General features: G+C 64.6%; 20 protein-coding genes. 16 read left to right on the top strand and 4 right to left on the bottom strand.

What is annotated here, in order from left to right; all coding sequences use genetic code 11:
• Positions 1-25 precede the first annotated feature (25 nt).
• Positions 26-1378: an aromatic acid/H+ symport family MFS transporter gene (locus ABE528_RS10345; RefSeq protein ID WP_346652861.1), complete on the top strand. Its 1353-nt coding sequence runs from the start codon at positions 26-28 to the stop codon at positions 1376-1378.
• Positions 1379-1385: 7 nt separating this feature from the next.
• Here the strand turns inward: ABE528_RS10345 and ABE528_RS10350 are convergent, their stop codons facing one another.
• Both ABE528_RS10350 and ABE528_RS10355 read right to left on the bottom strand, forming a co-directional pair.
• Positions 1386-2381 (bottom strand): aldo/keto reductase, encoded by a 996-nt coding sequence (locus ABE528_RS10350; protein ID WP_346652862.1) that lies wholly within the window; start codon positions 2379-2381, stop codon positions 1386-1388.
• A gap of 99 nt (positions 2382-2480) precedes the next feature.
• Positions 2481-3332: a LysR family transcriptional regulator gene (locus tag ABE528_RS10355; protein WP_152957368.1), complete on the bottom strand. Its 852-nt coding sequence runs from the start codon at positions 3330-3332 to the stop codon at positions 2481-2483.
• An 89-nt stretch (positions 3333-3421) separates the two neighbouring features.
• Between ABE528_RS10355 and ABE528_RS10360 the strand changes: the two genes are divergently transcribed.
• The 14 genes from ABE528_RS10360 (at position 3422) to ABE528_RS10425 (ending at position 19144) form a co-directional block, all read left to right on the top strand.
• Positions 3422-4333 carry a LysR family transcriptional regulator gene (locus tag ABE528_RS10360; RefSeq protein WP_346652863.1) on the top strand — a complete coding sequence of 304 codons (912 nt, stop codon included), beginning with the start codon at positions 3422-3424 and terminating at the stop codon, positions 4331-4333.
• 98 nt (positions 4334-4431) lie between these two features.
• Positions 4432-5352 (top strand): hydroxymethylglutaryl-CoA lyase, encoded by a 921-nt coding sequence (locus ABE528_RS10365; RefSeq protein WP_346652864.1) that lies wholly within the window; start codon positions 4432-4434, stop codon positions 5350-5352.
• The gene (locus ABE528_RS10370; protein ID WP_152957371.1) at positions 5352-6554 is read left to right on the top strand and encodes a CaiB/BaiF CoA-transferase family protein; all 1203 of its coding nucleotides are present in this window, start codon (positions 5352-5354) and stop codon (positions 6552-6554) included. Before ABE528_RS10365 ends, ABE528_RS10370 begins: the two co-directional genes overlap by 1 nt.
• Positions 6555-7079, top strand: coding sequence for a gamma carbonic anhydrase family protein (locus tag ABE528_RS10375; RefSeq protein WP_346652865.1), 525 nt, complete (start codon positions 6555-6557; stop codon positions 7077-7079).
• 67 nt (positions 7080-7146) lie between these two features.
• Entirely contained in the window at positions 7147-8463 is a 1317-nt protein-coding gene (locus tag ABE528_RS10380; protein ID WP_152957373.1) for an MFS transporter, read from the top strand.
• Between the two features lie 38 nt (positions 8464-8501).
• Positions 8502-9785, top strand: coding sequence for an OprD family porin (locus ABE528_RS10385; protein ID WP_346652866.1), 1284 nt, complete (start codon positions 8502-8504; stop codon positions 9783-9785).
• A gap of 167 nt (positions 9786-9952) precedes the next feature.
• A complete protein-coding gene (locus tag ABE528_RS10390) occupies positions 9953-10699 on the top strand; it encodes a gluconate 2-dehydrogenase subunit 3 family protein (RefSeq protein WP_346652867.1) in 747 nt (248 codons plus the stop codon).
• A gap of 3 nt (positions 10700-10702) precedes the next feature.
• Positions 10703-12487 (top strand): GMC family oxidoreductase, encoded by a 1785-nt coding sequence (locus tag ABE528_RS10395; protein WP_346652868.1) that lies wholly within the window; start codon positions 10703-10705, stop codon positions 12485-12487.
• Positions 12488-12499: 12 nt separating this feature from the next.
• Complete coding sequence (locus ABE528_RS10400) at positions 12500-13738, top strand: cytochrome c (RefSeq protein ID WP_346652869.1); 1239 nt, start codon at positions 12500-12502, stop codon at positions 13736-13738.
• Positions 13739-13998: 260 nt separating this feature from the next.
• Positions 13999-15021, top strand: a complete 1023-nt coding sequence (locus ABE528_RS10405; protein ID WP_346652870.1) for a LacI family DNA-binding transcriptional regulator — start codon at positions 13999-14001, stop codon at positions 15019-15021.
• Positions 15022-15090: 69 nt separating this feature from the next.
• Positions 15091-15870, top strand: a complete 780-nt coding sequence (locus tag ABE528_RS10410) for an AP endonuclease (RefSeq protein ID WP_346652871.1) — start codon at positions 15091-15093, stop codon at positions 15868-15870.
• The gene (locus tag ABE528_RS10415; RefSeq protein ID WP_346652872.1) at positions 15863-16813 is read left to right on the top strand and encodes a sugar kinase; all 951 of its coding nucleotides are present in this window, start codon (positions 15863-15865) and stop codon (positions 16811-16813) included. Before ABE528_RS10410 ends, ABE528_RS10415 begins: the two co-directional genes overlap by 8 nt.
• A gap of 63 nt (positions 16814-16876) precedes the next feature.
• Entirely contained in the window at positions 16877-18169 is a 1293-nt protein-coding gene (locus ABE528_RS10420) for an MFS transporter (RefSeq protein WP_346652873.1), read from the top strand.
• A 9-nt stretch (positions 18170-18178) separates the two neighbouring features.
• Positions 18179-19144 (top strand): D-glycerate dehydrogenase, encoded by a 966-nt coding sequence (locus ABE528_RS10425; protein ID WP_346652874.1) that lies wholly within the window; start codon positions 18179-18181, stop codon positions 19142-19144.
• 57 nt (positions 19145-19201) lie between these two features.
• Here the strand turns inward: ABE528_RS10425 and cprA are convergent, their stop codons facing one another.
• On the bottom strand, positions 19202-20350 hold the full coding sequence (gene cprA / locus ABE528_RS10430) for a cationic peptide resistance protein CprA (RefSeq protein WP_346652875.1): 1149 nt from the start codon (positions 20348-20350) through the stop codon (positions 19202-19204).
• A gap of 309 nt (positions 20351-20659) precedes the next feature.
• Here cprA and ABE528_RS10435 point away from each other — a divergent pair, with 309 nt between their 5' ends.
• The gene (locus ABE528_RS10435) at positions 20660-21583 is read left to right on the top strand and encodes a LysR substrate-binding domain-containing protein (RefSeq protein ID WP_152957384.1); all 924 of its coding nucleotides are present in this window, start codon (positions 20660-20662) and stop codon (positions 21581-21583) included.
• 87 nt (positions 21584-21670) lie between these two features.
• Here the strand turns inward: ABE528_RS10435 and ABE528_RS10440 are convergent, their stop codons facing one another.
• On the bottom strand, positions 21671-23050 hold the full coding sequence (locus ABE528_RS10440; protein WP_152957385.1) for an APC family permease: 1380 nt from the start codon (positions 23048-23050) through the stop codon (positions 21671-21673).
• Between the last annotated feature and the right edge of the window lie 41 nt (positions 23051-23091).

The raw sequence follows: 23091 nt of genomic DNA on the forward strand, positions 1-23091 counted from the left end.
ATAAGAACAACAAGAGGTCAGGTAAATGAATCACGCAATCGACATACGCCAACTGATCGACCAGCAACCCATCGGCGCCTACCAGAAGTGGGTGGTGTTCCTCGGCTTCCTGATCATCGCCCTGGATGGCCTGGACGTTGCCATCATCGGCTTCATCGCCCCGCAACTGAAAAGCGAATGGCAACTCGGTGCCCAGGCGCTCGGCCCGGTGCTCAGCGCCGCGCTGATCGGCCTGGCCCTCGGCGCCCTGGTCGCAGGCCCCTTGGCTGACCGTTACGGGCGCAAGGCGGTGCTGCTCGGCAGCGTGCTGCTGTTCGGCCTGTGGACCCTGGCCTCGGCCTTTTCCCCCAACCTGGAAACCCTGGTTGCGTTGCGCTTTCTCACCGGCCTGGGCCTGGGCGCGGCGATGCCCAACGCCAGTACCCTGGTCAGCGAATACGCCCCGGCGCGCAGCCGCTCGTTGCTGATCACCCTGGCGTTTTGCGGTTTTTCGCTGGGTGCGGCGCTGGGCGGCTTCGTCAGCGCCTGGATGATCCCCAACCTGGGCTGGCGCAGTGTGCTGGCGCTGGGCGGCGTATTGCCACTGCTGGTCTTGCCGTTGCTGTGCTGGCGGCTGCCCGAGTCGGTGACCTTCCTGGTCAGCCAAGGCGCCGACCCGCAGCGCATCCGACGCATCGTCCAGCGCTTGGCACCGGCGTACTGCGGCCCCGACAGTACCTTCGTGGTACCTGCGGTCAGCGCGCACAAGGGCGGCGCCATCGCCACCATCCTTTCGCCGCGTTACCGCTTTGGCACGCTGATGCTGTGGACGGGCTATGTGCTGGCGCTGTTCCTGGTCTACCTGTTCAGCGGCTGGCTGCCGACCCTGGTGAAGGAGGGCGGTGGCTTCTCGGTGTCACAAGCTGCCATCGTCACCGCCTGCTTCCAGATCGGCGGGCCGCTCGGCGCTGTTTCGGTAGGCTGGGCGATGGACCGCTGCCACCCGCAGCGGGTGCTGATGCTGACCTTCCTGTTCAGTGGCGCGGTGATTTTCGCCATTGGCCAGGTGGCCGGTGATTTCGCCTGGCTGTGCGCCATCGCCTGGGCCGTGGGCTTTGGCCTGAACGGCGCGAGCGTGGGCATGAATGCGCTGGCGGCCGCCTTCTACCCGACCGAGGCCCGCGCCACGGGGGCCAGCTGGATGAGTGGCATCGGCCGTTTGGGTGCCATCCTCAGCGCCTTTGCCGGGGCGCAGATGCTGGCGCTGGGCTGGAGTTTCGCCCAGGTGTTCGCCTCGCTGCTGGTGCCGGCGGGGCTGGCGGCATTGGCGGTGTTGCTGCAGGGGTGGTACGCCAAGACCGAAAGGAGTACAGATGTACTCCAGTCGTCGCGAGGTTGACGCAGGCTTACTTGAAGCCCGTCACCGCATGCGGCACGTAGGGCGCTTCCAGCCGGGCGATTTCCTCGGCGCTCAGCTGGAACGCCAACGCCGCAATCGCATCATCCAGCTGTGCCACTTTCGACGCCCCGACAATCGGCGCTGAAACACCGCGCTTGCCCAGCACCCAGGCCAGCGCCACCTGCGCCATTGGCACGCCGCGCTCGCCGGCGATCTGCTCGACCACGTCGATCACCCGGCCATCTTCCACTTCGGTCTTTTCGTAGAACGACTGCCCAGAAATGTCGGTACGGGTACGTGCGGTCTGCTGCCCATGGGGTCGGGTCAGCCGGCCGCGGGCCATCGGGCTCCAGGGCATCAGGCCGACACCTTGGTCGAGGCACAGCGGGATCATCTCGCGCTCTTCCTCGCGGTAGATCAGGTTGAGGTAGTTCTGCATCGACACGAAGCGGCTCCAGCCGTTGCTGGCCGCCACCTGCTGGGCCTTGGCGAACTGCCAGGCATACATCGACGACGCGCCGATGTAGCGCGCCTTGCCGGCCTTGACCACATCGTGCAGGGCTTCCATGGTCTCTTCGATGGGCGTGTGGTAGTCCCAGCGGTGGACCTGGTACAGGTCGACGTAGTCGGTGCCCAGGCGGGCCAGGCTGGCGTCGATGTTGGCCATGATCGCCTTGCGCGACAGGCCTTGCTCGTTAGGGCGGGTGCTGCCTTCCCACATGTTGGCGGGGAAGAACACCTTGGTGGCGATCACCGTCTCGTCGCGGCGGGTGAACGCCTTGAGCAGCTTGCCGAGGATGATTTCCGAGGTGCCGGCCGAGTAGCTGTTGGCGGTGTCGAAGAAGTTGATGCCTTGCTCGACGGCGTGGCGGATGATCGGGCGGCTGTCGGCTTCGCCCAGGGTCCACGGGTGGGTGCCGGCATCCGGTTCGCCGAAGGTCATGCAGCCCAGGCACAGTTTCGAGATGTCCAGGCCGGTGTTGCCCAGTTTGACGTATTGCATCCGCTGCTCCTCAGTGATCGGTTGTGCGATGCAGGGAAGCTTAGCGGTGCTGGCTGGCTGCGAAAATTCCGAATCGGTGCAGGCGCCATCCGCAAAAATTCACAAGCGCAGCAGCGGCTTCACCTGTTGCTGCAGGAAGTCGGTGACGGCCTTGATGCGCGGCGTGTTGCGTACATCCTCGTGCACCGCCAGCCAGATCTCGATGCTCATGGTCTGTTCATCCTTGCCGGCAACCTCCAGGCCATGCTCCTGCGCCATGAACGCCGGCAGGCAGGCGACACCGACCCCGCCGGCCGCCGCCTGTGCCTGGATGCGCAGGTCGTTGCTCTGCAACACGAAGGGTTGGTTGCCGGTCTGGCTGAGCAGCCATTGTTGCTGCGGTGACTTGGCCTGGGATTCGTCGTAGCCGATGTAGCGTGGCGTGCCCGTGCTGCGCAGGTAGGTGGGGGCGGCGTATAACCGGTAATCCAGATAACCGAGCAGGCTGGCGACCAGCGTCGGCTCGGTGGGCCTGGCCAGGGTGATGCTGATATCGGCTTCACGTCGGGCCAGCGAGGCGCGCGACTTGCTGCCGACCAGCTTCAGGCGCAGTTGCGGATAGCGCTGCATCAGCGCATCCAGGCGCCGGGCAATGATGCTGCCGAGCAGCGCGGGCGGGGCGGCCAGCACCACTTCACCTTCCACCTGTTGCTGGCCGGCATTGGCAAAGTGCTCCAGGGCGAACGACGACTGGGTCATCTGCTCAGCGTATTCGCCAACCCGGCGACCTACCTCGGTCAGCGCGTAGGCCCTGGGCCGGCGGTCCACCAGCTTGAGGTTCAAGGCGGCTTCCAGCGCAGCGATGCGCCGGGCCACGGTGGCGTGGTCGACCCCCAACTGCCTGGCCGCTGCTGACAGCGAGCCGGTACCGACGAAGGCGGAGAAATGGCGCAGGTCTTCCCAATCGAACATGGCGGGCCTCTGAAGTAGAGGGGCCATGATACGGCCTTATGCGCCCGGCAGGTGCTAGGATGGCTGCCATTTCCCGGCCAGGTACTGCCATGCAACCGCTCGATCACCTGTCGTTGCACCTGTTCATCGTGGTCTGCGAAGCCGGCACCATTGCGCGCGCCAGCGAGCGCGCGTTCATGGCGCCGTCGGCGGTCAGCAAGCGGATTTCGGACATCGAGGCGCGCTTTGGCACGGCGTTGCTCAAGCGCAGCAAGCGTGGCGTCGAGCCGACCCCGGCGGGCCTCGCGCTGCTGCGCCATGCGCGTGACCTGACCCGGGCCATGGAGCGCCTGGACAGCGAATTGAGCGAGTACGCCGAAGGCGCGCGCGGGCATGTGCGGGTGCTGGCCAACGTGTCGTCGATCATGGAGTTCCTGCCTGAGGAGCTGTCGGCGTTCATGCTCGCCAACCCGCTGATCCAGGCCGATATCGAGGAGCGTTTCAGCCCGGACGTGGTACGCGGGGTAGCGGAAGGCAGTGCCGACCTGGGCATCTGCCGCAAGTCCATGGCCGTCGGTGATCTGGAGTTCGTGCCGTACCGCCAGGACCACCTGGCCGTGGTGGTCGGCGCCGATCACCCGTTGGCCGGGCGTGGCAGCATCGCTTTCGAAGAGACGCTGGATTACGAGCACCTGGGTTTGTCGGCCTTCGCCACGCTCAATACCTTCATGCGCAACAGCGCCGAGGCGGCGGGCAAGGAATTGCGTTTTCGCTCGTACGTGTCGTCGTTCGATGCGGCCTATCGCCTGGTGCAGTTTGGCCTGGGCCTGGCGGTGTTCCCGCAGGAGGCAGTGGCGCGCTACGCGCAGCTGTTCGGCCTGCGGGTGATCCCGCTGAGCGATGACTGGGCGCTGGGCGAGTTCGTCATCTGCATGCGCGACCGCCATGCCTTGAGCCTGTCTGCGCGTCGCCTGCTCGACCATTTGCTGCTGCGCGCGCCGGCCTGGCAAACACGGGGTTGATCCATCGCGGCTGACGATGGATCAGCCCGTGAAACACGTCTTTTCTGCCTGTCGTCCTGCTCTTAGTCTGGCCCCACGCTTCAGACAGAGAGACCGCGATGACAACAATAACAATCAATGAAGTCGGCATGCGCGATGGGTTGCAAAGCCTGCACACGGTGATGCCGACCGCCGCCAAGTTGCGCTGGATCGACAGTGCCTATGCCGCTGGCGTGCGCCATATGGAAGTCGCCTCGTTCGTGCCGGCCCGGCTGCTGCCGCAGATGGCCGATGCCAAGCAGGTAGTGGCCCACGCTCTGACCTATCCCGATCTGCTGGTGACGGTGCTGGCGCCTAATCTGCGCGGAGCGCAGGATGCGCTGGAATCCGGCGCCCAGCGGATTGTCGCACCGGTATCGGTCAGCACCGCCCACAGCCTGGCCAACGTGCGCCGCACACCCCAGGAAATGGTCGAGGAACTGCGGCGCATGTGCCAGCTGCGCAGTGAACTGGGGCGTCATGAGGTGCAGATGATCGCCGGCATGTCGGTGGCTTTTGGCTGCACCCGCCAGGGTGAGGTGCCGCTGGGCGATCTGTGCGAATTGACCCGACAGGTGATCGAGGCAGGTTGTGATTTGGTCTCGCTGGGCGATACCACCGGCTACGCCAACCCTGCCCAGGTGGCGACGGTGATCCAGGCCGTACGGGCGATTGCCGGCGAGCGCTTGCGCGCCGCGCACTTCCACGACACCCGTGGCCTGGCCCTGGCCAACAGCCTGGTGGCGGTGCAGCAGGGCATCCGCGAGCTGGATGCCTCGCTCGCCGGCCTGGGCGGTTGCCCGTTCGCACCGGGGGCGTCGGGCAATACGGTGACCGAGGACCTGGTGTTCATGCTGCAAAGCATGGGCTTTGACACCGGGATCGACCTGCCGGCGCTGATCGCCTCGCGCCAGCTGTTGCGCGAGGCGCTGCCGGATGAACCGCTTTATGGCGCCATTGCCCGCGCCGGCCTGCCGCTCAACTACCCAGGAAATGCGTAATGTCCAGACTCCCGTTGGACGGCATTCGTGTCGTCGAGATTTCGCACATGGTCATGGGCCCCACCTGTGGCATGATCCTGGGCGACCTGGGTGCCGAAGTGATCAAGATCGAGCCCACTCGCGGTGACGGCACACGCCGCTTGCTGGGGGCCGGGGCGGGGTTCTTCCGCACCTTCAACCGCAACAAGCAGTGCATCGCCGTCGACCTCGACACGCCCCAGGGCCGTGAGGCGGTGCTGGCGCTGATCGACAGCGCCGACGTGTTCATCGAGAACTTCAAGCCCGGGCGCATGCACACACTGGGCTTCGACTGCGCCACGTTGCGCCAGCGCAACCCGCGCCTGGTCTATGCCTCGCACAAGGGCTTTCTCAGTGGCCCGTACGACAACCGCCTGGCGCTCGACGAAGTGGTGCAGATGATGGCCGGCCTGGCCTACATGACCGGGCCGGTGGGCCGCCCCCTGCGCGCCGGCAGTTCGGTGAACGACATCATGGGCGGCATGTTCGGCGCCATTGGTGTGCTGGCCGCGCTCAACGAGCGCAACGCCACGGGTGTCGGCCGCGAAGTGCAGAGCGCACTGTACGAGAACTGCGTGTTGCTCGCGGCCCAGCACATGCAGCAGTACGTGGTCACCGGCCAGGCTGCGGCGCCGATGCCCAACCGCATCAGCGCCTGGGCCATCTATGACGTGTTCACCTTTGCGGGCGGCGAGCAGATGTTCGTCGCTGCCACGGGCGAAGGCCAGTGGCAGGCCCTGTGCCAGTTGCTGGGCCAGACGGCCTTGCTCGATGACCCGACGCTGGCGACCAACAATGACCGGGTATTGCAGCGGCCGCGGTTGCTGGCGCACCTGGCCGAAGTGTTCGCCAACCTTGATGCCCAGCAATTGGCCGTGGAACTGGAGGCCAACGGCATTCCGTTCGCGCCGATCCGCCGCCCGGAAGAGCTGTTCGACGACCCGCACCTGACCCAGAGCGGTGGCATGGCGGACCTGCTGCTGGAGGATGGCAGCAGCACGCCGATGCCCTTGCTGCCGCTTTCGCTGGATGGCCAGCGCCTGCAGCCGCGCCGGCCGATCCCGCGGATTGGCGAGCACACGCACAAGGTCATGCGCGAGCTGGGCTACAGCGATGAACACATCGCCGAGCTGTGTGCGGCCGGCGTGCTGAAAACCGACGAGCAGAGCCAGGGAGCGCACTGAATGGCGATCTATCGATACGACACACTGACGCCGCACATTCACCCGGAAACGTTCGTTGCCGAGGACGCCACGGTTATCGGCGATGTCACCCTGGCGCAGGGTGTGAGCGTGTGGCCACAGGCGGTGCTGCGCGGTGACAACGAGCCGATCCGCATCGGCCAGCACAGCAACGTGCAGGAAGGGGCGGTGCTGCATGCCGACCCAGGCTTTGCCCTGACCGTGGGCTGCAACGTCACCATCGGCCACCAGGCCATGCTGCACGGCTGCAGCATCGGTGATGGCGCGCTGGTCGGGATCCAGGCCGTGGTGCTCAATGGCGCGGTGATTGGCCGCAACTGCCTGGTCGGTGCCGGCGCCGTCGTCACCGAAGGCAAGGTGTTCCCTGACAATTCGCTGATCCTCGGGGCGCCGGCCAAGGTGGTACGTGAACTGAGCCCCGAAGCCATCGCCGGCATGCACGCCAATGCCGCCGAGTACGTGCACAAGGGCCGGGCCTTCAAGGACAAGCTCGTGCGCATTGGCTGACCCGTTGCACGCGGTGCCCACCACGGGCGCCGTCGCTCTCCAATAATTACAAGAATGGAGATCCACCATGGTTGCCTTGACCGGCGAAGTGGCGCGCGAGCGCGCCGACAGCCACATCAATGAACTGCTGCTGTACCGCCGCGTGGCCTGGCGCATCATGCCGCTGGCCATCATCTGCTTCCTGTTTTCCTACTTCGACCGCATCAACATCAGCTTCGCCAAGACCCAGATGCAGGCTGAACTGGGCCTGAGCGACGCGGCCTATGGCCTGGCCGCGAGCATGTTCTTCATCGGCTATGTGCTGTTCGAAGTACCGAGCAGCCTGGGCCTCAAACGCTACGGGGCGCCGGCCTGGATCTGCCGGATCATGGTGTCCTGGGGCCTGGCCACGGCGGCGCTGGTGTTCGCCTACACCCAGTACACGCTGTATTTCCTGCGCTTTCTGATCGGGGTGATGGAGGCCGGTTTCGGCCCGGCGATCCTGTTCTACCTGGCCTGCTGGTTCCCGCGCAAGCACCTGGCGAAGATGAACGGCCTGTGGTTCCTCGCCGTGCCCCTGGCTGGCGCGGTGGGTGGGCCGGCAGCGGGCTTCCTGCTGGGGACCATGGACGGCGTGCTGGGCCTGGCCGGCTGGCACTGGCTGTTCCTGATGTCGGGGTTGCCGTGTGTGTTGCTGGGCGTGCTGGTGCTGTGGAAGCTGGACCGCGACATCGAGTCGGCCCGCTGGCTGAGCCGCGAGGAAAAAGACCTGTTGGCGGAGAACCTGGCCCAGGACAGGCGCGTGCAGAAACCGGTGATGGGGTCGATCTGGCGGGTACTGCTGACCCGTGAAGTGGCGATCATGGCGTTCATCTACTACGTGGTGAAAACCGCGTCCTACGGCCTGAACTTCTGGATGCCGCACCTGATCAAGTCGTCCGGCGTGCAGGACATGCTGTGGGTCGGCATGCTGTCGGCACTGCCCTATGCGGTGGCCTGCATCGGCATGGTGCTGCTGACCCGGCACTCCGACCGCACCGGCGAACGCAAACGCTACCTGGTGTACTGCCTGCTGGCGTCGGCGCTGGGCTACCTGCTGGCCTGCCTGTTCGCGGACTCGTCCTGGGCGATGATGGCGGCGCTGGTGCTGGCCACGGCAGGCACCTTCATCGCCATCCCGATCTTCTGGACCATCCCCCAGTCGACCTTCTCGGGCCTGGCCATCGCCACCGGTACGGCGGCGATCAACTCGGTCGGCCAGTTGAGCGGCATCGTCGCGCCGGTGATGGTCGGCAAGATCAACGACCTCAGCGGCAGCAGCTACATGGGCATGCTGTCGATTGCCCCGCTGATCCTGATCGCCTGCCTGGTGGTGATGCGCTACGTCAAAAACCCCAAAGCCTGAACCCCAACGCTTTCCTACAAGAACAACAAGGCGTAACCATGAATATTTCCCTCTCCCGGCGGGCATCGCTGATGCTCGCGGCGCTTGGCTGCGCGTGCCAGGTGGCCCAGGCAGGCGTTGTCGACGAAAGCAAGGGCAGCCTGGAGCTGCGCAACTTCTACTTCGACCGCGATTTCCATGGCGATACCGCCACCCAGTCGCGGCGCGGCGAATGGGCCCAGGGCTTCATGCTCAAGTGGCAGTCCGGCTACACCGACGGGGTTGTCGGCTTTGGCCTGGATGCAGCCGGCATGCTGGGCATCAAGCTCGATTCTTCGCCCGACCGCAGTGGCACCGGGTTGTTGCCCCGTGGCAGCGACAAGCGCGCGGTGGACGACTACGGCAAGGCGGTCGCCACGTTCAAGGCGAAGCTGTCGCGCAGCGAATTGCAGGTCGGCGGGCTGAGCCCGCAGTTGCCGCTGCTGGCGTCGAACTACAGTCGGCTGTTCCCGCAGTGGTTCAACGGCGCGCAACTGGTCAGCAAGGATCTGGACGATTTCACCTTCACCGTGCTGCAGGTGGATGCGACCAAGCTGCGGGACTCCACCGATTTCGAAGACCTGACGGCGATGGCGCAACAGGGCGCCTATTCAGCGACGGTGAGCAGTGACCGCTTGTATTACGCCGGGGCGGATTACCAGCCACTGAAGAGCCTGACCGTAAGCCTGCACACCAGCGAGCTCGAAGACCTGTTCCACCGTGATTTCGCAGGTTTCAAATACCGCGTCGCCATTGGGCCGGGTGAGGCGTTCACCGAGTGGCGCTGGTTCAACGCCAGGGAACAGGGCAGGGCGTTGCTGGGGGAGGTGGACAACCGCACCTTGAGCACCAACGTTGGCTACAGCCTGCGCGGCCATACCTTCAGTGGTGGCTATCAGAAGGTCAGCGGTGATACCGCCTACGCCTATGTCGGCGGTACCGATACCTACCTGTTCAGCGAGCAACAGGTCAGCACCTTTGCCCTGGCCAACGAGCGTGCCTGGATGCTGCGCTACGACTACAACTTTGCCGCTTTGGGCATACCTGGCCTGACCTTCAACGTGCGCTACGTGAAGGGTGATCAGGTCGACCCGCAGCGTATCGCCACGGCCAAGGGCAGGGCGCTCGAGGTACGGGGTGGTGAAGGCGAGGAGTGGGAGCGGACCACGGACATCACCTATGTGGTGCAGTCGGGGGCACTCAGGAACGTGTCGCTGCGCTGGCGCAATGCAAGCATGCGCTCGAACTTTGCCGATGCGGCGGACGAGAACCGGGTGATTGTTGGCTATAGCTTCGAATTCTAGGGTTTGGCAGTTTTAAGGTGGGAGGCGTGTCAAGGTTCAGGATGTCGCAGGGTATGAAACCGGTTTCAAAAGATGTCCAAACCAGCTAGATTACGCGGCTTTTCCGGCCCCGGCCGGACACCAGATGGCGCAACCCAAGGCCGCCCCGATGCTGATGAGGACCCGAAATGCCTGAGCATGCCCCCGACAACCCGCGCCGGGACTTCCTGCGCAAGACCCTGACCCTGATCCCGGTGGTCACCGTGGCCAGTACCGGCCTGGGTGCCAGCCAGCTGCTGGCCGAGCCGGTGCGCGCCGAACCCTTACACGGCAAGGTGCCGGCCACGCCACCTGCAGGCAACTATCAGCCAACCTTCTTCAGCGCCGAAGAATGGGCCTTCGTGCAAGCGGCCGTGTCGCGCATCATCCCCGCCGACGAACTCGGCCCCGGCGCGCTGGAAGCTGGCGCCGTCGAGTTCATCGACCGCCAGATGAACACCCCGTATGCCACCGGTGCCCAGTGGTACATGCAGGGCCCGTTCAAGGCCGATGCCGCCCCGGAGCTCGGTTACCAGCTGCAACTCAGCCCGCAACAGATCTACCGCCTGGGCATCGCTGCCACGGAGGCCTGGTGCAAGAACGCCAGCGGTAAAAGCTTTGCCGAGCAAGATAGCGCTACCCGAGACAAGATTCTCGGCAAGATCGAAGCCGGTGAGATCATTTTCGAGCAGTTGCCGGCCAAGGTGTTCTTCAGCCTGCTGGTGCAGAACACCCGCGAAGGCTTCTTCTGCGACCCGATTCACGGTGGCAACAAGGGCATGGTCGGCTGGACACAGATCGGCTTCCCGGGCGCCCGGGCAGATTTCATGGACTGGGTCGAACGCAACGAGCCGTACCCGTTCCCGGCAGTTTCGATACGTGGCGAGAGGGCGTAAGGCATGGCCAATACAATGAAGAAGGCTGACGTGGTGATCGTCGGTTTCGGCTGGGCCGGTGCGATCATGGCCAAGGAGCTCACCGAAGCCGGGCTGCAGGTGGTGGCGCTGGAGCGCGGGCCGATGCAGGACACCTACCCGGAGGGCAGCTACCCGCAGGTGATCGACGAACTGACCTACAGCGTGCGCAAGAAGCTGTTCGTCGATGTGTCGAAAGAGACCGTTACCATCCGCCATAGCGTCAACGATGTCGCGCTGCCCAACCGCCAGCTCGGCGCCTTCCTGCCGGGCAAGGGCGTCGGCGGCGCGGGCCTGCACTGGTCGGGCGTGCACTTTCGGGTCGACCCGATGGAGCTGCGCATGCGCAGCCACTACGAGGAGCGCTACGGCAAGCGCTTCATCCCCGAAGACATGACCATCCAGGACTTCGGCGTCAGCTACGAGGAACTCGAGCCACACTTCGACTTTGCCGAGAAGGTGTTCGGCACCTCGGGCCAGGCCTGGACCGTCAATGGCAAACGGGTGGGTGAAGGGAAGGGCGGCAACCCCTACGCGCCTGACCGCTCCAACCCGTTCCCACTCCAAGCGCAAAAGAACGTGGTGTCGGCCAAGCTGTTCGAAAAGGCCGCCGCCAGCCTCGGCTACAAGCCCTACAACCTGCCGTCGGCCAACACCTCCGGGCCGTACACCAACCCGTACGGCGCGCAGATGGGGCCGTGCAACTTCTGCGGGTTCTGCAGCGGCTACGTCTGCTACATGTACTCCAAGGCCTCGCCGAACGTGAACATCCTGCCGGCGTTGCGCCAGCTGCCGAATTTCGAGCTGCGGGCCAACGCCCATGTGCTGCGGGTGAATTTGGACGACAGCAAGCGCAAGGCCACCGGCGTGACCTATATCGACGCCCAGGGCCGCGAAGTGGAGCAGCCGGCGGACATCGTCATCCTCGCCGCCTTCCAGTTCAACAACGTGCGCCTGATGCTGCTGTCCGGCATCGGCAAGCCTTACGACCCGATCAACAACGAAGGGGTGGTCGGGCGCAACTTCGCCTACCAGAACATGGGCACGGTCAAGGCGTTCTTCGACAAGGACACCTACACCAACAACTTCATCGGTGCCGGCGGCAACGGCGTGGCCATCGACGACTTCAACGCCGACAACTTCGACCACGGCCCGCACGGTTTCGTCGGCGGCTCGCCGATGTGGGTCAACCAGGCCGGCAGCCGGCCGATCGCCGGGGTCGCCAACCCGCCCGGCACCCCGGCCTGGGGCAGCGCCTGGAAAAAGGCCACCGCCGACTATTACACCCACCAGGTCTCGATGGACGCCCACGGTGCGCACCAGTCGTACCGCGGCAACTACCTCGACCTCGACCCGACCTACCGCGATGCCTACGGCCAGCCGCTGCTGCGCATGACCTTCGACTGGCAGGAAAACGACATCAGGATGAACCAGTTCATGGTCGACAAGCTGAGCAAGATCGCCCAGGCGATGAACCCCAAGTCCATCGCCATCCTCGGCAAGAAGGTCAAGGAACACTTCAACACTGCCAGCTACCAGACCACCCACCTCAACGGTGGCGCGATCATGGGCAGCGACCCTAGGACGAGTGCACTGAACCGCTACCTGCAGAGCTGGGACGTGCACAACGTGTTCGTCCCCGGTGCGTCGGCATTCCCCCAGGGGCTGGGCTACAACCCCACTGGCCTGGTGGCGGCGCTGACCTACTGGTCGGCCCGGGCGATCCGCGAGCAATACCTGAAGAACCCCGGCCCGCTGGTCCAGGCTTGAGGAGCGATGAACATGAAGAACCTGTTGATCGCCACCCTGCTGCTGGGCGCCACGGCGGTAGCCCAGGCCGACGATGGCCTGGTGAAGAAGGGTGAATACCTGGCCCGTGCGGGTGACTGCGTGGCCTGCCATACCGCCAAGGGCGGCAAACCCTTTGCCGGCGGGCTGCCGATGGAAACCCCGATCGGTACCGTCTTCTCCACCAACATCACCCCGGATGCCAGTGGCATCGGCCAGTACAGCTTCGCCGACTTCGACCAGGCGGTGCGCAAAGGCATCGCCAAGGACGGCAGTACCTTGTACCCGGCCATGCCGTACCCGTCCTATGCGCGGGTCAGCGACGACGACATGCAGGCGCTGTATGCGTACTTCATGCAAGGCGTCGAACCGGTCGCGCAGCCCAACAAGCCGGCCGACATCCCCTGGCCGTTGAGCATGCGCTGGCCGCTGTCGATCTGGCGCGGGCTGTTCGCACCCGAGGCGAAAGCCTGGCAGGCGCCAGCTGGCGCCGACCCGGTGGTCAGCCGTGGCGCCTACCTGGCCGAAGGCCTGGGCCATTGTGGCGCCTGCCACACCCCGCGGGCCCTGACCCTGCAGGAAAAGGCCCTTAGCCCGGCCGATGGCGAGCAGTTCCTGGCCGGCAGTGCGCCGCTGGAGGGCTGGATCGCCAAGAACCTGCGGGGCGATTACAAGGACGGCCTGGGTAGCTGGAGCGAGGCGCAGTTGGCGCAGTTCCTCAAGACCGGCCGCAGTGACCGCAGCGCGGTGTTCGGTGGCATGAGCGATGTGGTCGAGCACAGCATGCAGCACATGAGCGATGCCGACCTGACGGCCATTGCCCGCTACCTTAAGACCTTGCCGCCGAGCAACCCGGACGACAAGCCACATGTGTATGACAAGCAGGTGGCCGATGCCTTGTGGCAGGGCGACGACAGCAAGCCAGGGGCGTCGGTGTACATCGACAACTGCGCGGCCTGCCACCGCACCGATGGCCACGGTTATACCCGGGTGTTCCCGGCGCTGGCGGGCAACCCGGTGGTGCAGACGGCGGATGCCACTTCGCTGATCCATGTGGTGCTGGCGGGCGGGACCGTGCCGGCGACGCACACGGCGCCGTCGAACTTCACCATGCCGGCGTTCGGCTGGCGCTTGAGCGACCAGGAAGTGGCGGATGTGGTGAACTTCATTCGCAGCAGCTGGGGGAACCAAGGCAGCGAGGTCAGCGCCACTGAGGTGAAACACCTCCGCTAACGGTATCGCCGTCACCCTGTAGAAGCGGGTTCACCCGCGAATGCGATTTTGGATTCGATGACGCATTCGCGGGTAAACCCACACACTTTTCTGCATCCTGTTCAATATTTATATCAATGGGTTAGGGCGCATACTTGTTGCCTTGTCTCATGCTCCCTGTGACACTCCCGACAAAAGGGAGGTTGACGAACGCGCAAGGTTTTGCTGTATTGAAACCGGTTTCATTCGCCGTCACCGACAACAATCACAAGGGACCCGCAATGACCGATTCACCCTCCAATCCCCGCGAGCGGGTGACCATTAGCGAAGTGGCACGTGTGGCCGGTGTGTCCAAGGCCACGGTCTCGCGCTACATCGGCGGCGATCGCCAGTTACTGGCCGACGCCACCGCCAAGCGCCTGGAAGAGGTCATCGAGCGCCTGGGCTACCGGCCCAACCAGATGGCCCGCGGCCTCAAGCGTGGCCAGACGCGGCTGATCGGCATGCTCGTGGCCGACATTCTCAACCCCTATTCAGTGGCCGTGATGCATGGCGTGGAAACCGCCTGCCGCCAGCACGGCTACAGCCTGGTGGTGTGCAACACCAACCGCGACGACGAGCAGGAGCGCCACCACCTGACGGCCCTGCAGTCCTACAACGTCGAAGGGCTGATCGTGAACACCCTCGGCCGCCACCCCGGCGAACTGCTCAACCTGCAGCGCGACATCCCCATGGTGCTGGTCGACCGGCAGCTGCCGGAGCTCAAGGTCGACCTGGTCGGCCTGGACAACGCCGATGCCATCGAGCAGGCCCTGGACCACCTGCAGGCACGGGGCTATCGCGACATTCTCGCCGTTACCGAACCGCTGGATGGCACCAGCTCGCGCCTGGAGCGGGTGCAAGCCTTTACCGCGTCGATCAGCAACCGTAACGGCATGCGCCAACAATTGCTGGAGGTCGACGCCGGCCTGCCGGCCAAGCTCGGCGCCTTCCTGGCCAGCAAGGGCCATGGCCCGCAGGCGATCTTCACCTTCAACGGCGTGGCCACCTTGGCGGTCACCCGTGTACTGCATGATTCGGGCTGCAAGCTGTTCAGCGAAGTGGGCCTGATCGCCCTTGACGAACTCGACTGGTACCCCCTGGTCGGCAGCGGCATCACCGCACTGGCCCAGCCCACCGAGCGCATCGGCGTGGCTGCCTTCGAGTGCCTGCTCGAACGCCTGCGCGGCAGCAATGATGCGCCTCGACGCATCGATTTCAAGGCACAGCTGATTACCCGAGGTTCCACTCAAGCACACGCATAACCCGCGGGCAGCCGGGCTGCCCGCATGCCTGCAACCAAAAATGAAACCGGTTTCATAAGGACAACAACAATGCACGCGAACCCCGTTTCCATCAGTCTCTCCAGCTACGGCGCCAGCCTTGTGCGCCAGCGTGGCCAGGCGAGTTTCATCGAACTGCTGGCGGCCGCCGGCGTCAGCCGCATTGAATTGCGCGAAGAGTTGTTCGACGCAGCGCCCGACACTGCCGCGCTTTCGGCGGCGATCGCCGCCTCGGGGCTGGAGTGCCTGTATTCCTCGCCGTTGGAGCTGTGGACGGCGCAAGGCGCGCCAGCCCCGCAGTTGCCTGCCAAGCTGGCGCTGGCCAAGGCCTTGGGCGCCGTGGCGCTGAAGGTTTCACTTGGGCATTACCGTGAACAATGCGATGTCAGCGCCTTGCAGGCACTGCTGCGCGAGGGTGATCCTGTGCTGCTGGTGGAAAATGACCAGACCGCACAAGGCGGGCGCATCGAGCCGCTGCTGCGTTTCTTCCAGCATGCACAGGGCTGGGCGCTGCCGCTGGGCATGACCTTCGACATTGGCAACTGGCAATGGCAGGGCGAGTCCGCGTTGCAGGCTGCGCGCCAGCTCGGTCGGTGGGTGCGCTACGTGCACTGCAAGGCTGTGCAGCAAGGTGCAGATGGCCGCTTGCACGCCGTGCCGCCGAAGGCTGTCGACCTGCTGGGCTGGGAGGCGCTGTTCGATGAGTTCAGCCCTGGGCTGGTGCGTGCGGTCGAGTACCCGCTGGTCGGCGATGACCTGCTGGCGGTGACCCGCGCCCACGTGCACAACCTGGCCAGGCTGGGGGTGAGCGAGGAGGTGAGCCATGCTTGAGCATGACGTACTGTGTTTCGGCGAAACCATGGCCATGTTCGTCGCCGAGCAGACCGGTGACCTGGCCAGTGTCGGCACCTTCGGCAAACGCATCGCTGGCGCCGACAGTAACGTTGCCATCGGCCTGGCCCGGCTGGGTTTTCGCGTGCGCTGGCTGAGCCGGGTCGGTGATGACTCGCTGGGGCGTTTCGTGCTCGCCAGCTTGCGCCAGGAAGGCCTGGATTGCAGCCGTGTCGAAGTCGATGGCAGCCGGCCGACCGGCTTTCAGCTGAAAAGCCGCTGCGATGATGGCTGCGACCCGGTTGTGGAGTACTTCCGCAGCGACTCCGCCGCCAGCCGCCTTTCCACCGCGCTGCTCGACCCGGCATTGCTGCAGGCCCGCCACCTGCACGCCACGGGCATTCCGCCCGCGCTGTCGGCCAGCTGCCGGGCACTGTCCCATGCCCTGATCGATGGCATGCGCGAGGCCGGGCGCAGTATTTCCTTCGACCCGAACCTGCGCCCGTCGCTGTGGCCCGACCACACGAGCATGGTCCGCGAAATCAACGCCCTGGCCGTCAAGGCCCACTGGGTGCTGCCCGGCCTGGAGGAAGGCCGTTTGCTGACCGGCCAGCACACGCCTGCCGACATCGCTGCCTTCTACCTCGACCAAGGGGTGGAGCACGTGGTGATCAAGCTTGGCGATGCGGGTGCCTACTACCGCAATAGCCGTAGCTCGGGGCAGGTGGCCCCGGTGCCGGTGGCCAAGGTGGTGGACACCGTGGGTGCCGGCGATGCCTTCGCCGTTGGCGTGGTCAGCGCGCTGCTCGAAGGCCACCCGCTGGCTGACGCAGTGGCGCGCGGCAACTGGTGCGGCAGCCGCGCCGTGCAATCGCGTGGCGACATGGAAGGCCTGCCACAGCGCCATGAGCTGCAAGCGCACGAACTGCGCAGAAGTGCCTGAACCGCTGAACGCCGGCATGCCGGCCCTGTTGCGACAAGAACAACAAGCTCAGGAGAACGTTTCATGCAATCGACTCGCCTCGCACCACGCCGCTGGTGGTACATCATCCCGATCGTTTTCATCACCTACAGCCTGGCCTACCTGGACCGCGCCAACTACGGCTTTGCCGCAGCCTCGGGCATGGCCGACGACCTGAAGATCACGCCTGTGCTGTCCTCGCTGCTGGGGGCGCTGTTCTTCCTCGGCTATTTCTTCTTCCAGGTACCCGGCGCGATCTACGCCGAAAAACGCAGCGTGAAGAAACTGATTTTCGTCAGCCTGATCCTCTGGGGCGGCCTGGCGACCCTGACCGGGATGATCAGCAACGTGCACCTGCTGATCGCCATCCGCTTCCTGCTCGGCGTGGTGGAAGCGGCGGTGATGCCGGCCATGCTGGTGTACCTGTGCCACTGGTTCACCCGCGCCGAACGTTCGCGGGCCAACACCTTCCTGATGCTCGGCAACCCGGTGACCATCCTGTGGATGTCGGTAGTGTCGGGCTACCTGATCAAACATTTCGACTGGCGCTGGATGTTCATCATCGAGGGCTTGCCGGCGGTGCTCTGGGCCTTCATCTGGTGGCGCCTGGTGGATGACCGGCCAGCCCAGGTGACGTGGCTGAGCGAACAGGAGAAGTCTGATCTGCAACAGGCCCTGGCTGCCGAGCAGCAAGGCATCAAGCCGGTGAAGAACTACCGCGAGGCTTTCCGCTCGCCACAGGTGATCGTGCTGTCGCTGCAGTACTTCTGCTGGAGCATCGGCGTGTATGGCTTCGTGCTGTGGCTACCGTCGATTCTCAAGCAGGCGGCCAATGTCGATATCGTCGAGGCCGGCTGGCTGGCCTCGGTGCCGTACTTGGCGGCCGTGGTGGGCATGATCGGTGTGTCCTGGGCGTCGGACCGGCTGCAAAAGCGCAAGCGCTTCGTCTGGCCGCCGCTGCTGATCGCTGCCGTGGCGTTCTATGGCTCCTATGCCCTGGGCACCGAGCATTTCTGGTTGTCCTATGCGCTGCTGGTGATTGCCGGTGCGTGCATGTACGCACCTTACGGTCCGTTCTTCGCCATCGTGCCGGAGATTCTGCCGAGCAACGTGGCCGGTGGCGCCATGGCACTGATCAACAGCATGGGCGCGCTGGGTTCGTTCGGCGGTTCGTGGCTGGTGGGCTATCTGAATGGCGCTACCGGCGGCCCGGGCGCCTCGTACCTGTTCATGTCGGGGGCGCTGCTGAGCGCAGTCGCACTGACCGCCGTACTGAAAACTTCACAGACCTCAGGCCGGGCCAAGCGCGGCGGCCCACGCCTTGCCATGAGCCAATAGGAAGCAGCCATGAAGAAACGCATCGTCTTGTACAAACGCCTGTCCGACGCCTTGCTGGCAAAGCTGGAGGAACAGGTAGAAGTCACCTGGGTGGACACCGGCGCTGCAGATGGGCTGGCGCGCCTGCGCGATGCCTTGCCGGGGGCGCAAGGCCTGCTGGGCGCCAGTTTGCGCCTGGGCAGTGAGCTGCTCGACCTTGCTCCACAGCTGGAGGTGATTTCCAGTGTGTCGGTGGGCGTCGACAACTACGACGTCGCCGACCTGACACGGCGCGGGGTGATGCTGACCAACACCCCTGACGTGCTCACCGAGACCACCGCAGATACCGGCTTCGCCCTGATCCTGGCGGCCGCGCGGCGGGTGGTTGAACTGGCCGATTGGGTACGTGAGGGGAAATGGCAGGCCAGCCTGGGACCGGCGCACTTCGGCACTGATGTGCACGGCAAGACCCTGGGCATCGTTGGCATGGGGCGTATTGGTGAAGCCTTGGCCCGGCGCGGCGCCGCCGGGTTTGGCATGCGTGTGCTGTACCACAGTTCGCGGGCCAGGCCTGAAGTGGAGGCCCGTTATGCGGCGCGTTACTGCAGCCTGGATGCGCTGTTGGCCGAGGCGGATTATGTATGCCTGACGGTGCCGCTCAGTGCCAGCACCGAGGGCCTGATCGGCGCCCGCGAGCTGGGCTTGATGAAGCCCGAGGCGATCCTGGTGAACATTGCCCGTGGGCGGGTGGTGGATGAAGCCGCGTTGATCGAAGCGCTGCAGCGCAAGCGGATTCGTGGGGCTGGGCTGGATGTGTTCGTGCAGGAGCCGCTGGCTGCCGATTCGCCGCTGTTGCAGCTCGACAATGTGGTGGCGACGCCGCATATCGGTTCAGCCACCCATGAGACGCGAGAGGCCATGGCACGCTGTGCGGTTGAAAACCTGTTAAGTGCCTTGGCAGGCCAGCGTCCGCCGAACCTGGTCAACCCCATATAACGGGAAGCACAAAGGTGATGTGGGCGCCGGGCTTGCCGGCACCCACAGGGTAAGCGCTTACTTGAAATCCCACTGCATCTGGGTCGCGATGCTGACCCCGCTGGACGACTTCACGCACACATCCAGGTAGTCGGTGAACCGCGGCGGCACGGCGATGCCTTCCTCAAGCAGGCGGCTGTTGTCGAACAGGTAGTTGAGGTCGGCAAAACCGCTGTACAGGCGCAGGGCGCGCAGTACCAGGCGCGGGTTGGCCGGGCCGATGCGCGCCTCGAAGTCCTGCGCCAGGCTCTTCAGGTCATCGACATCGACCTTGCGGTAGCGCTCGCCCACTGGCTCCGCGCCGTTGGCGTGGGCGAAGGCCTGGTCGATCTCGCCAAAGGTGCAGGCGGCCTGGTGGCCGGCGGAGATGTGGTACAGGTTGTGCTCCAGGCGTGGCTTGAGGGTCAGGCCGATCAACGCCTCGGCGCAGTAATCGACCGGGATCACATCGATCTGCTCATCCAGCTCGCAGGTAAAGCTCTCCAGCGCAAAGCCCATGCGGAACACCCAGAAGATGCTCGCCGAGGCCTGGCAACCGAGGGTGCGGTGGCCAACCACGATGGACGGCCGCGCCACCACCAGCGGCAGTTGCGGCAGTTGCTCGCTCATGCGCCGTTCGATTTCGGCCTTCGATGCGGTGTAGTCGACCAGTTGCTGCTCGGCGGCCGGGAATTCCCAAGACTCGCTGATCGGCGACTCGCGTTGCGGCCCGCAGCTCATCGCCGTACCCACGTGCAGGAAGCGCTTGAGGCGCGTCGAGCGGCTCATCACCTCGGCGAAGGCGTAGGTGCCTTCGACATTGACCGGCCAGATGTTCGGGTTCTTCGAGAACGAGGCCACCGCCGCGCAGTTGATCACCCGGTCGATCTGCATCAACCGGGGTGTGGCTTCGGCCAGCCAGGTGGTGTCGAGGAAGTCGCCGCAAATGATCTGGTCGGCGCGCAGGGCCAGGCAGTCCTGCTCGCCAACACCGTGTTGGCGCAGGTTGTCGCGCAGGCGTTCGAGGCCTTGCTCACGGCTGTCGGCGCGCACCAGGAAACACAGGTTGGCGCTGCGGCCATTGGCGATCAATTGGGCCGTTACCGAGCCACCGAGAAAACCGGTGGCGCCGGTCAGCAGCAGATGTTCATGAAGGTCGAAGTTGATGTGTGGGGCAGGCGCGTTCATAAACTTCCTCTGAAAAGTTTATTGGCTGTCATCGAGGTTTGAGCTCGTGCCTAGAGCGCGCAGGGACTGGCGTTCAGCTCGGAGCGGGGGCGATTGTCAGGGCGTTGGGAGGGAAGTTGCAATTAACGAAATGCCGGTTTCATATGAAACAAAAGTTAATGAAAGTAGTAGCCTTCATTAATTAAATGATGCGCCATGCAAAGATGACACAGGCGGTGTTATCAATAAGTGAGATGAATGTGAAAAATACCTTCGGTGCCCTGACCTGACGCCTATCCTGTTGGGATTGGACGACGATCAGGAGCGGGCATGAATCGAAACGAGCTGCGCAAGGCGGACATCAACCTCATGGTGGTGTTCGAGGCCTTGATGCAAGAGCGCAACCTCACCCGCGCCGCCGAAAAGCTGTTTCTTGCGCAGCCGACGGTCAGCGCGGCCCTGGCCAGGCTGCGCACGATGTTCAACGACCCGCTGCTGATTCGCGTCGGCAACCGCATGGAGCCGTCTGCGCGGGCGGCGGAGGTGATCAAGCACCTTACCCCGGCGCTGGACGCGATGTCGGCGGCGCTGAGCCTGACCCATGACTTCGACCCGCCGACCAGCAAGATGACCTTCAGGATCGGCTTGTCCGATGACGTCGAGTCCGGGCTGTTGCCGCCGTTGCTGCGGGCACTGCGCACCGAGGCACCGCATGTGGTCGTGGTGGTGCAGCATGTCGACTACTGGCGTATCCCCGACCTGCTGGCGTCGGGGGATGTCACGGTGGGCATCAGCCAGACCCGCGGCCTGCCGGCCAATGCCAAACGTAAAGTATTACGTACCATGCAGGCGCGGGTGCTCAGGGCCGACAAGTCGGCGCAACCACTGACCCTGGAGGAGTTCTGCCAGCGCCCTCACGTGCAAATCTCGCCAACGGCCAATACTCAAGGCGTGGTCGATGACTGGCTGAAGGAAATCGGCCATACGCGCAATGTGGTGTTGTCGGTGCCCCAGTTCAGCTCGTTGCCGGCCATATTGGCCGACACCGATCTGCTTGCCTGCTGCCCGGACTACGCCGCCGAGGCCATGGCCAGCTGGGGCAACCTGCAGGCCGAAACCTTGCCGTTCGACACCGTGCCGCTGGAGCTGGCCATGGTCTGGCTGAGCACCACCGACAGCGACCCGGCCGAGCGCTGGCTGCGTGGGCGGCTGGAGTATTACATGAGTGGTAATCGTGAGATTCGGGCTGGGTAGGGGATTGATGCTGGCGGGCGCCTTTGGGTTTCTGGCGCCTATGAGATCGAGCGCCGCGTGGCGGCGCTCGATCTCATAGGCACCCCATCACTCGGCCATCTGCAACTCCGGCAACTTCACCCGAAAGGCCTTGGTCAGCCCGAACAGGCAAAGCAGGCCAACGCCCATCCAGCTCAGGCCTATGGTGAAGGACATGCTCGACAGGCTGGTCCACAGCCAGATCGTGCTGAGGAAGCCAAGCGCCGGAATCGCACCGTACAGCAGGCCGTTGCGCATCCCTCGCAACTGCTGGTCCACCAGGTAATGCTTGACCACCGCCAGGTTCACCGCCGAGAAGGCAAACAGGGCGCCGAAGCTGATCATGTTGGCCACGGTATCCAGGGTGATGAACAGCGCCACCAACGACAGCAGGCTGACCAGCACAATCGCCGTCGCCGGCACGCGTTTTTTCGTCACCAGCTGGCCAAACACCCTCGGCAGCGCGCCATCGCGGCCCATGGCGAACAGCACCCGCGACACGCTGGCCTGGGACACCATCGCCGAGGCGAAGCAGCCGGCCACATAGGTCGCGGTAAAGGCGGTCACCAGGTATTCGCCCCCCACCCGGCGCATCACGTCCACCGAAGCCGAATCCGGGTCGGCGAAGCTGGCCCAGTCGGGGAACACCATCTGTGCGAAGTACGACACCACCAGGAACAGCAAGCCACCGATCAGCGACACCGCCATGATCGCCTGGGGAATACGCCGGGTCGGGTTGCTGGTTTCTTCGGCCATGGTCGACACCGCATCAAAACCGAGGAACGACAGGCACAGTACCGCCGCCCCGGTCATGATCAGCGGCACGCTGAAGCCTTCGTGGTGGAACGGCGCCAGCAGCGATACCGGCGCGGCCTGGCCGCTCATGTGGCGTACCGACAGCGCAACGAACACCACGATGAACACCAGCTGTGCCACCACCAGGATCCAGTTGACCCGGGTGATCGACTCGATGCCGATCAGGTTGAGGAAGGTCACCAGGGCAATCGACCCGGCCACCCACACCCAGGCATGGATGGCCGGGAAGTACTCGGACATGTAGATGCCGATCAGCAGGTAACTGAGCAGCGGCAGGAAGATGTAGTCGAGCAGCAAGGTCCAGCCGGCGATGAAGCCGAAGTGGCTGCCGAAGGCCTTGCGCGTGTAGGTGTAGACGGAACCGGAGTAGGGATGGGCCTGGACCATTCGGCCGTAGCTGTAGGCGGTCAGCAGCATGGCGGCCAGGGTGAGGAGGTAGGCGATGGGCAAGTGGCCCTTGGTCATCTGGGTGACCAGCCCGTAGGTGGTGAAGACGGCAAGCGGAACCATGTAGGCGAGGCCGAACAGCACCAGCGCGGTCATGCCCATGGACTTTCTGAAACGACCTGAAGTGTTGCTGGGTGACGCAGGCTGGTGGGGGTGGGGCTGGGCTGTATTTGTTGTTGTATGCATTGCTAACTCCTGAAATGGGATGCAGGAAGCTGCAGTAGGCG

The organism is Pseudomonas sp. TWI628 (assembly GCF_039673865.1).
Lineage (GTDB): Bacteria > Pseudomonadota > Gammaproteobacteria > Pseudomonadales > Pseudomonadaceae > Aquipseudomonas.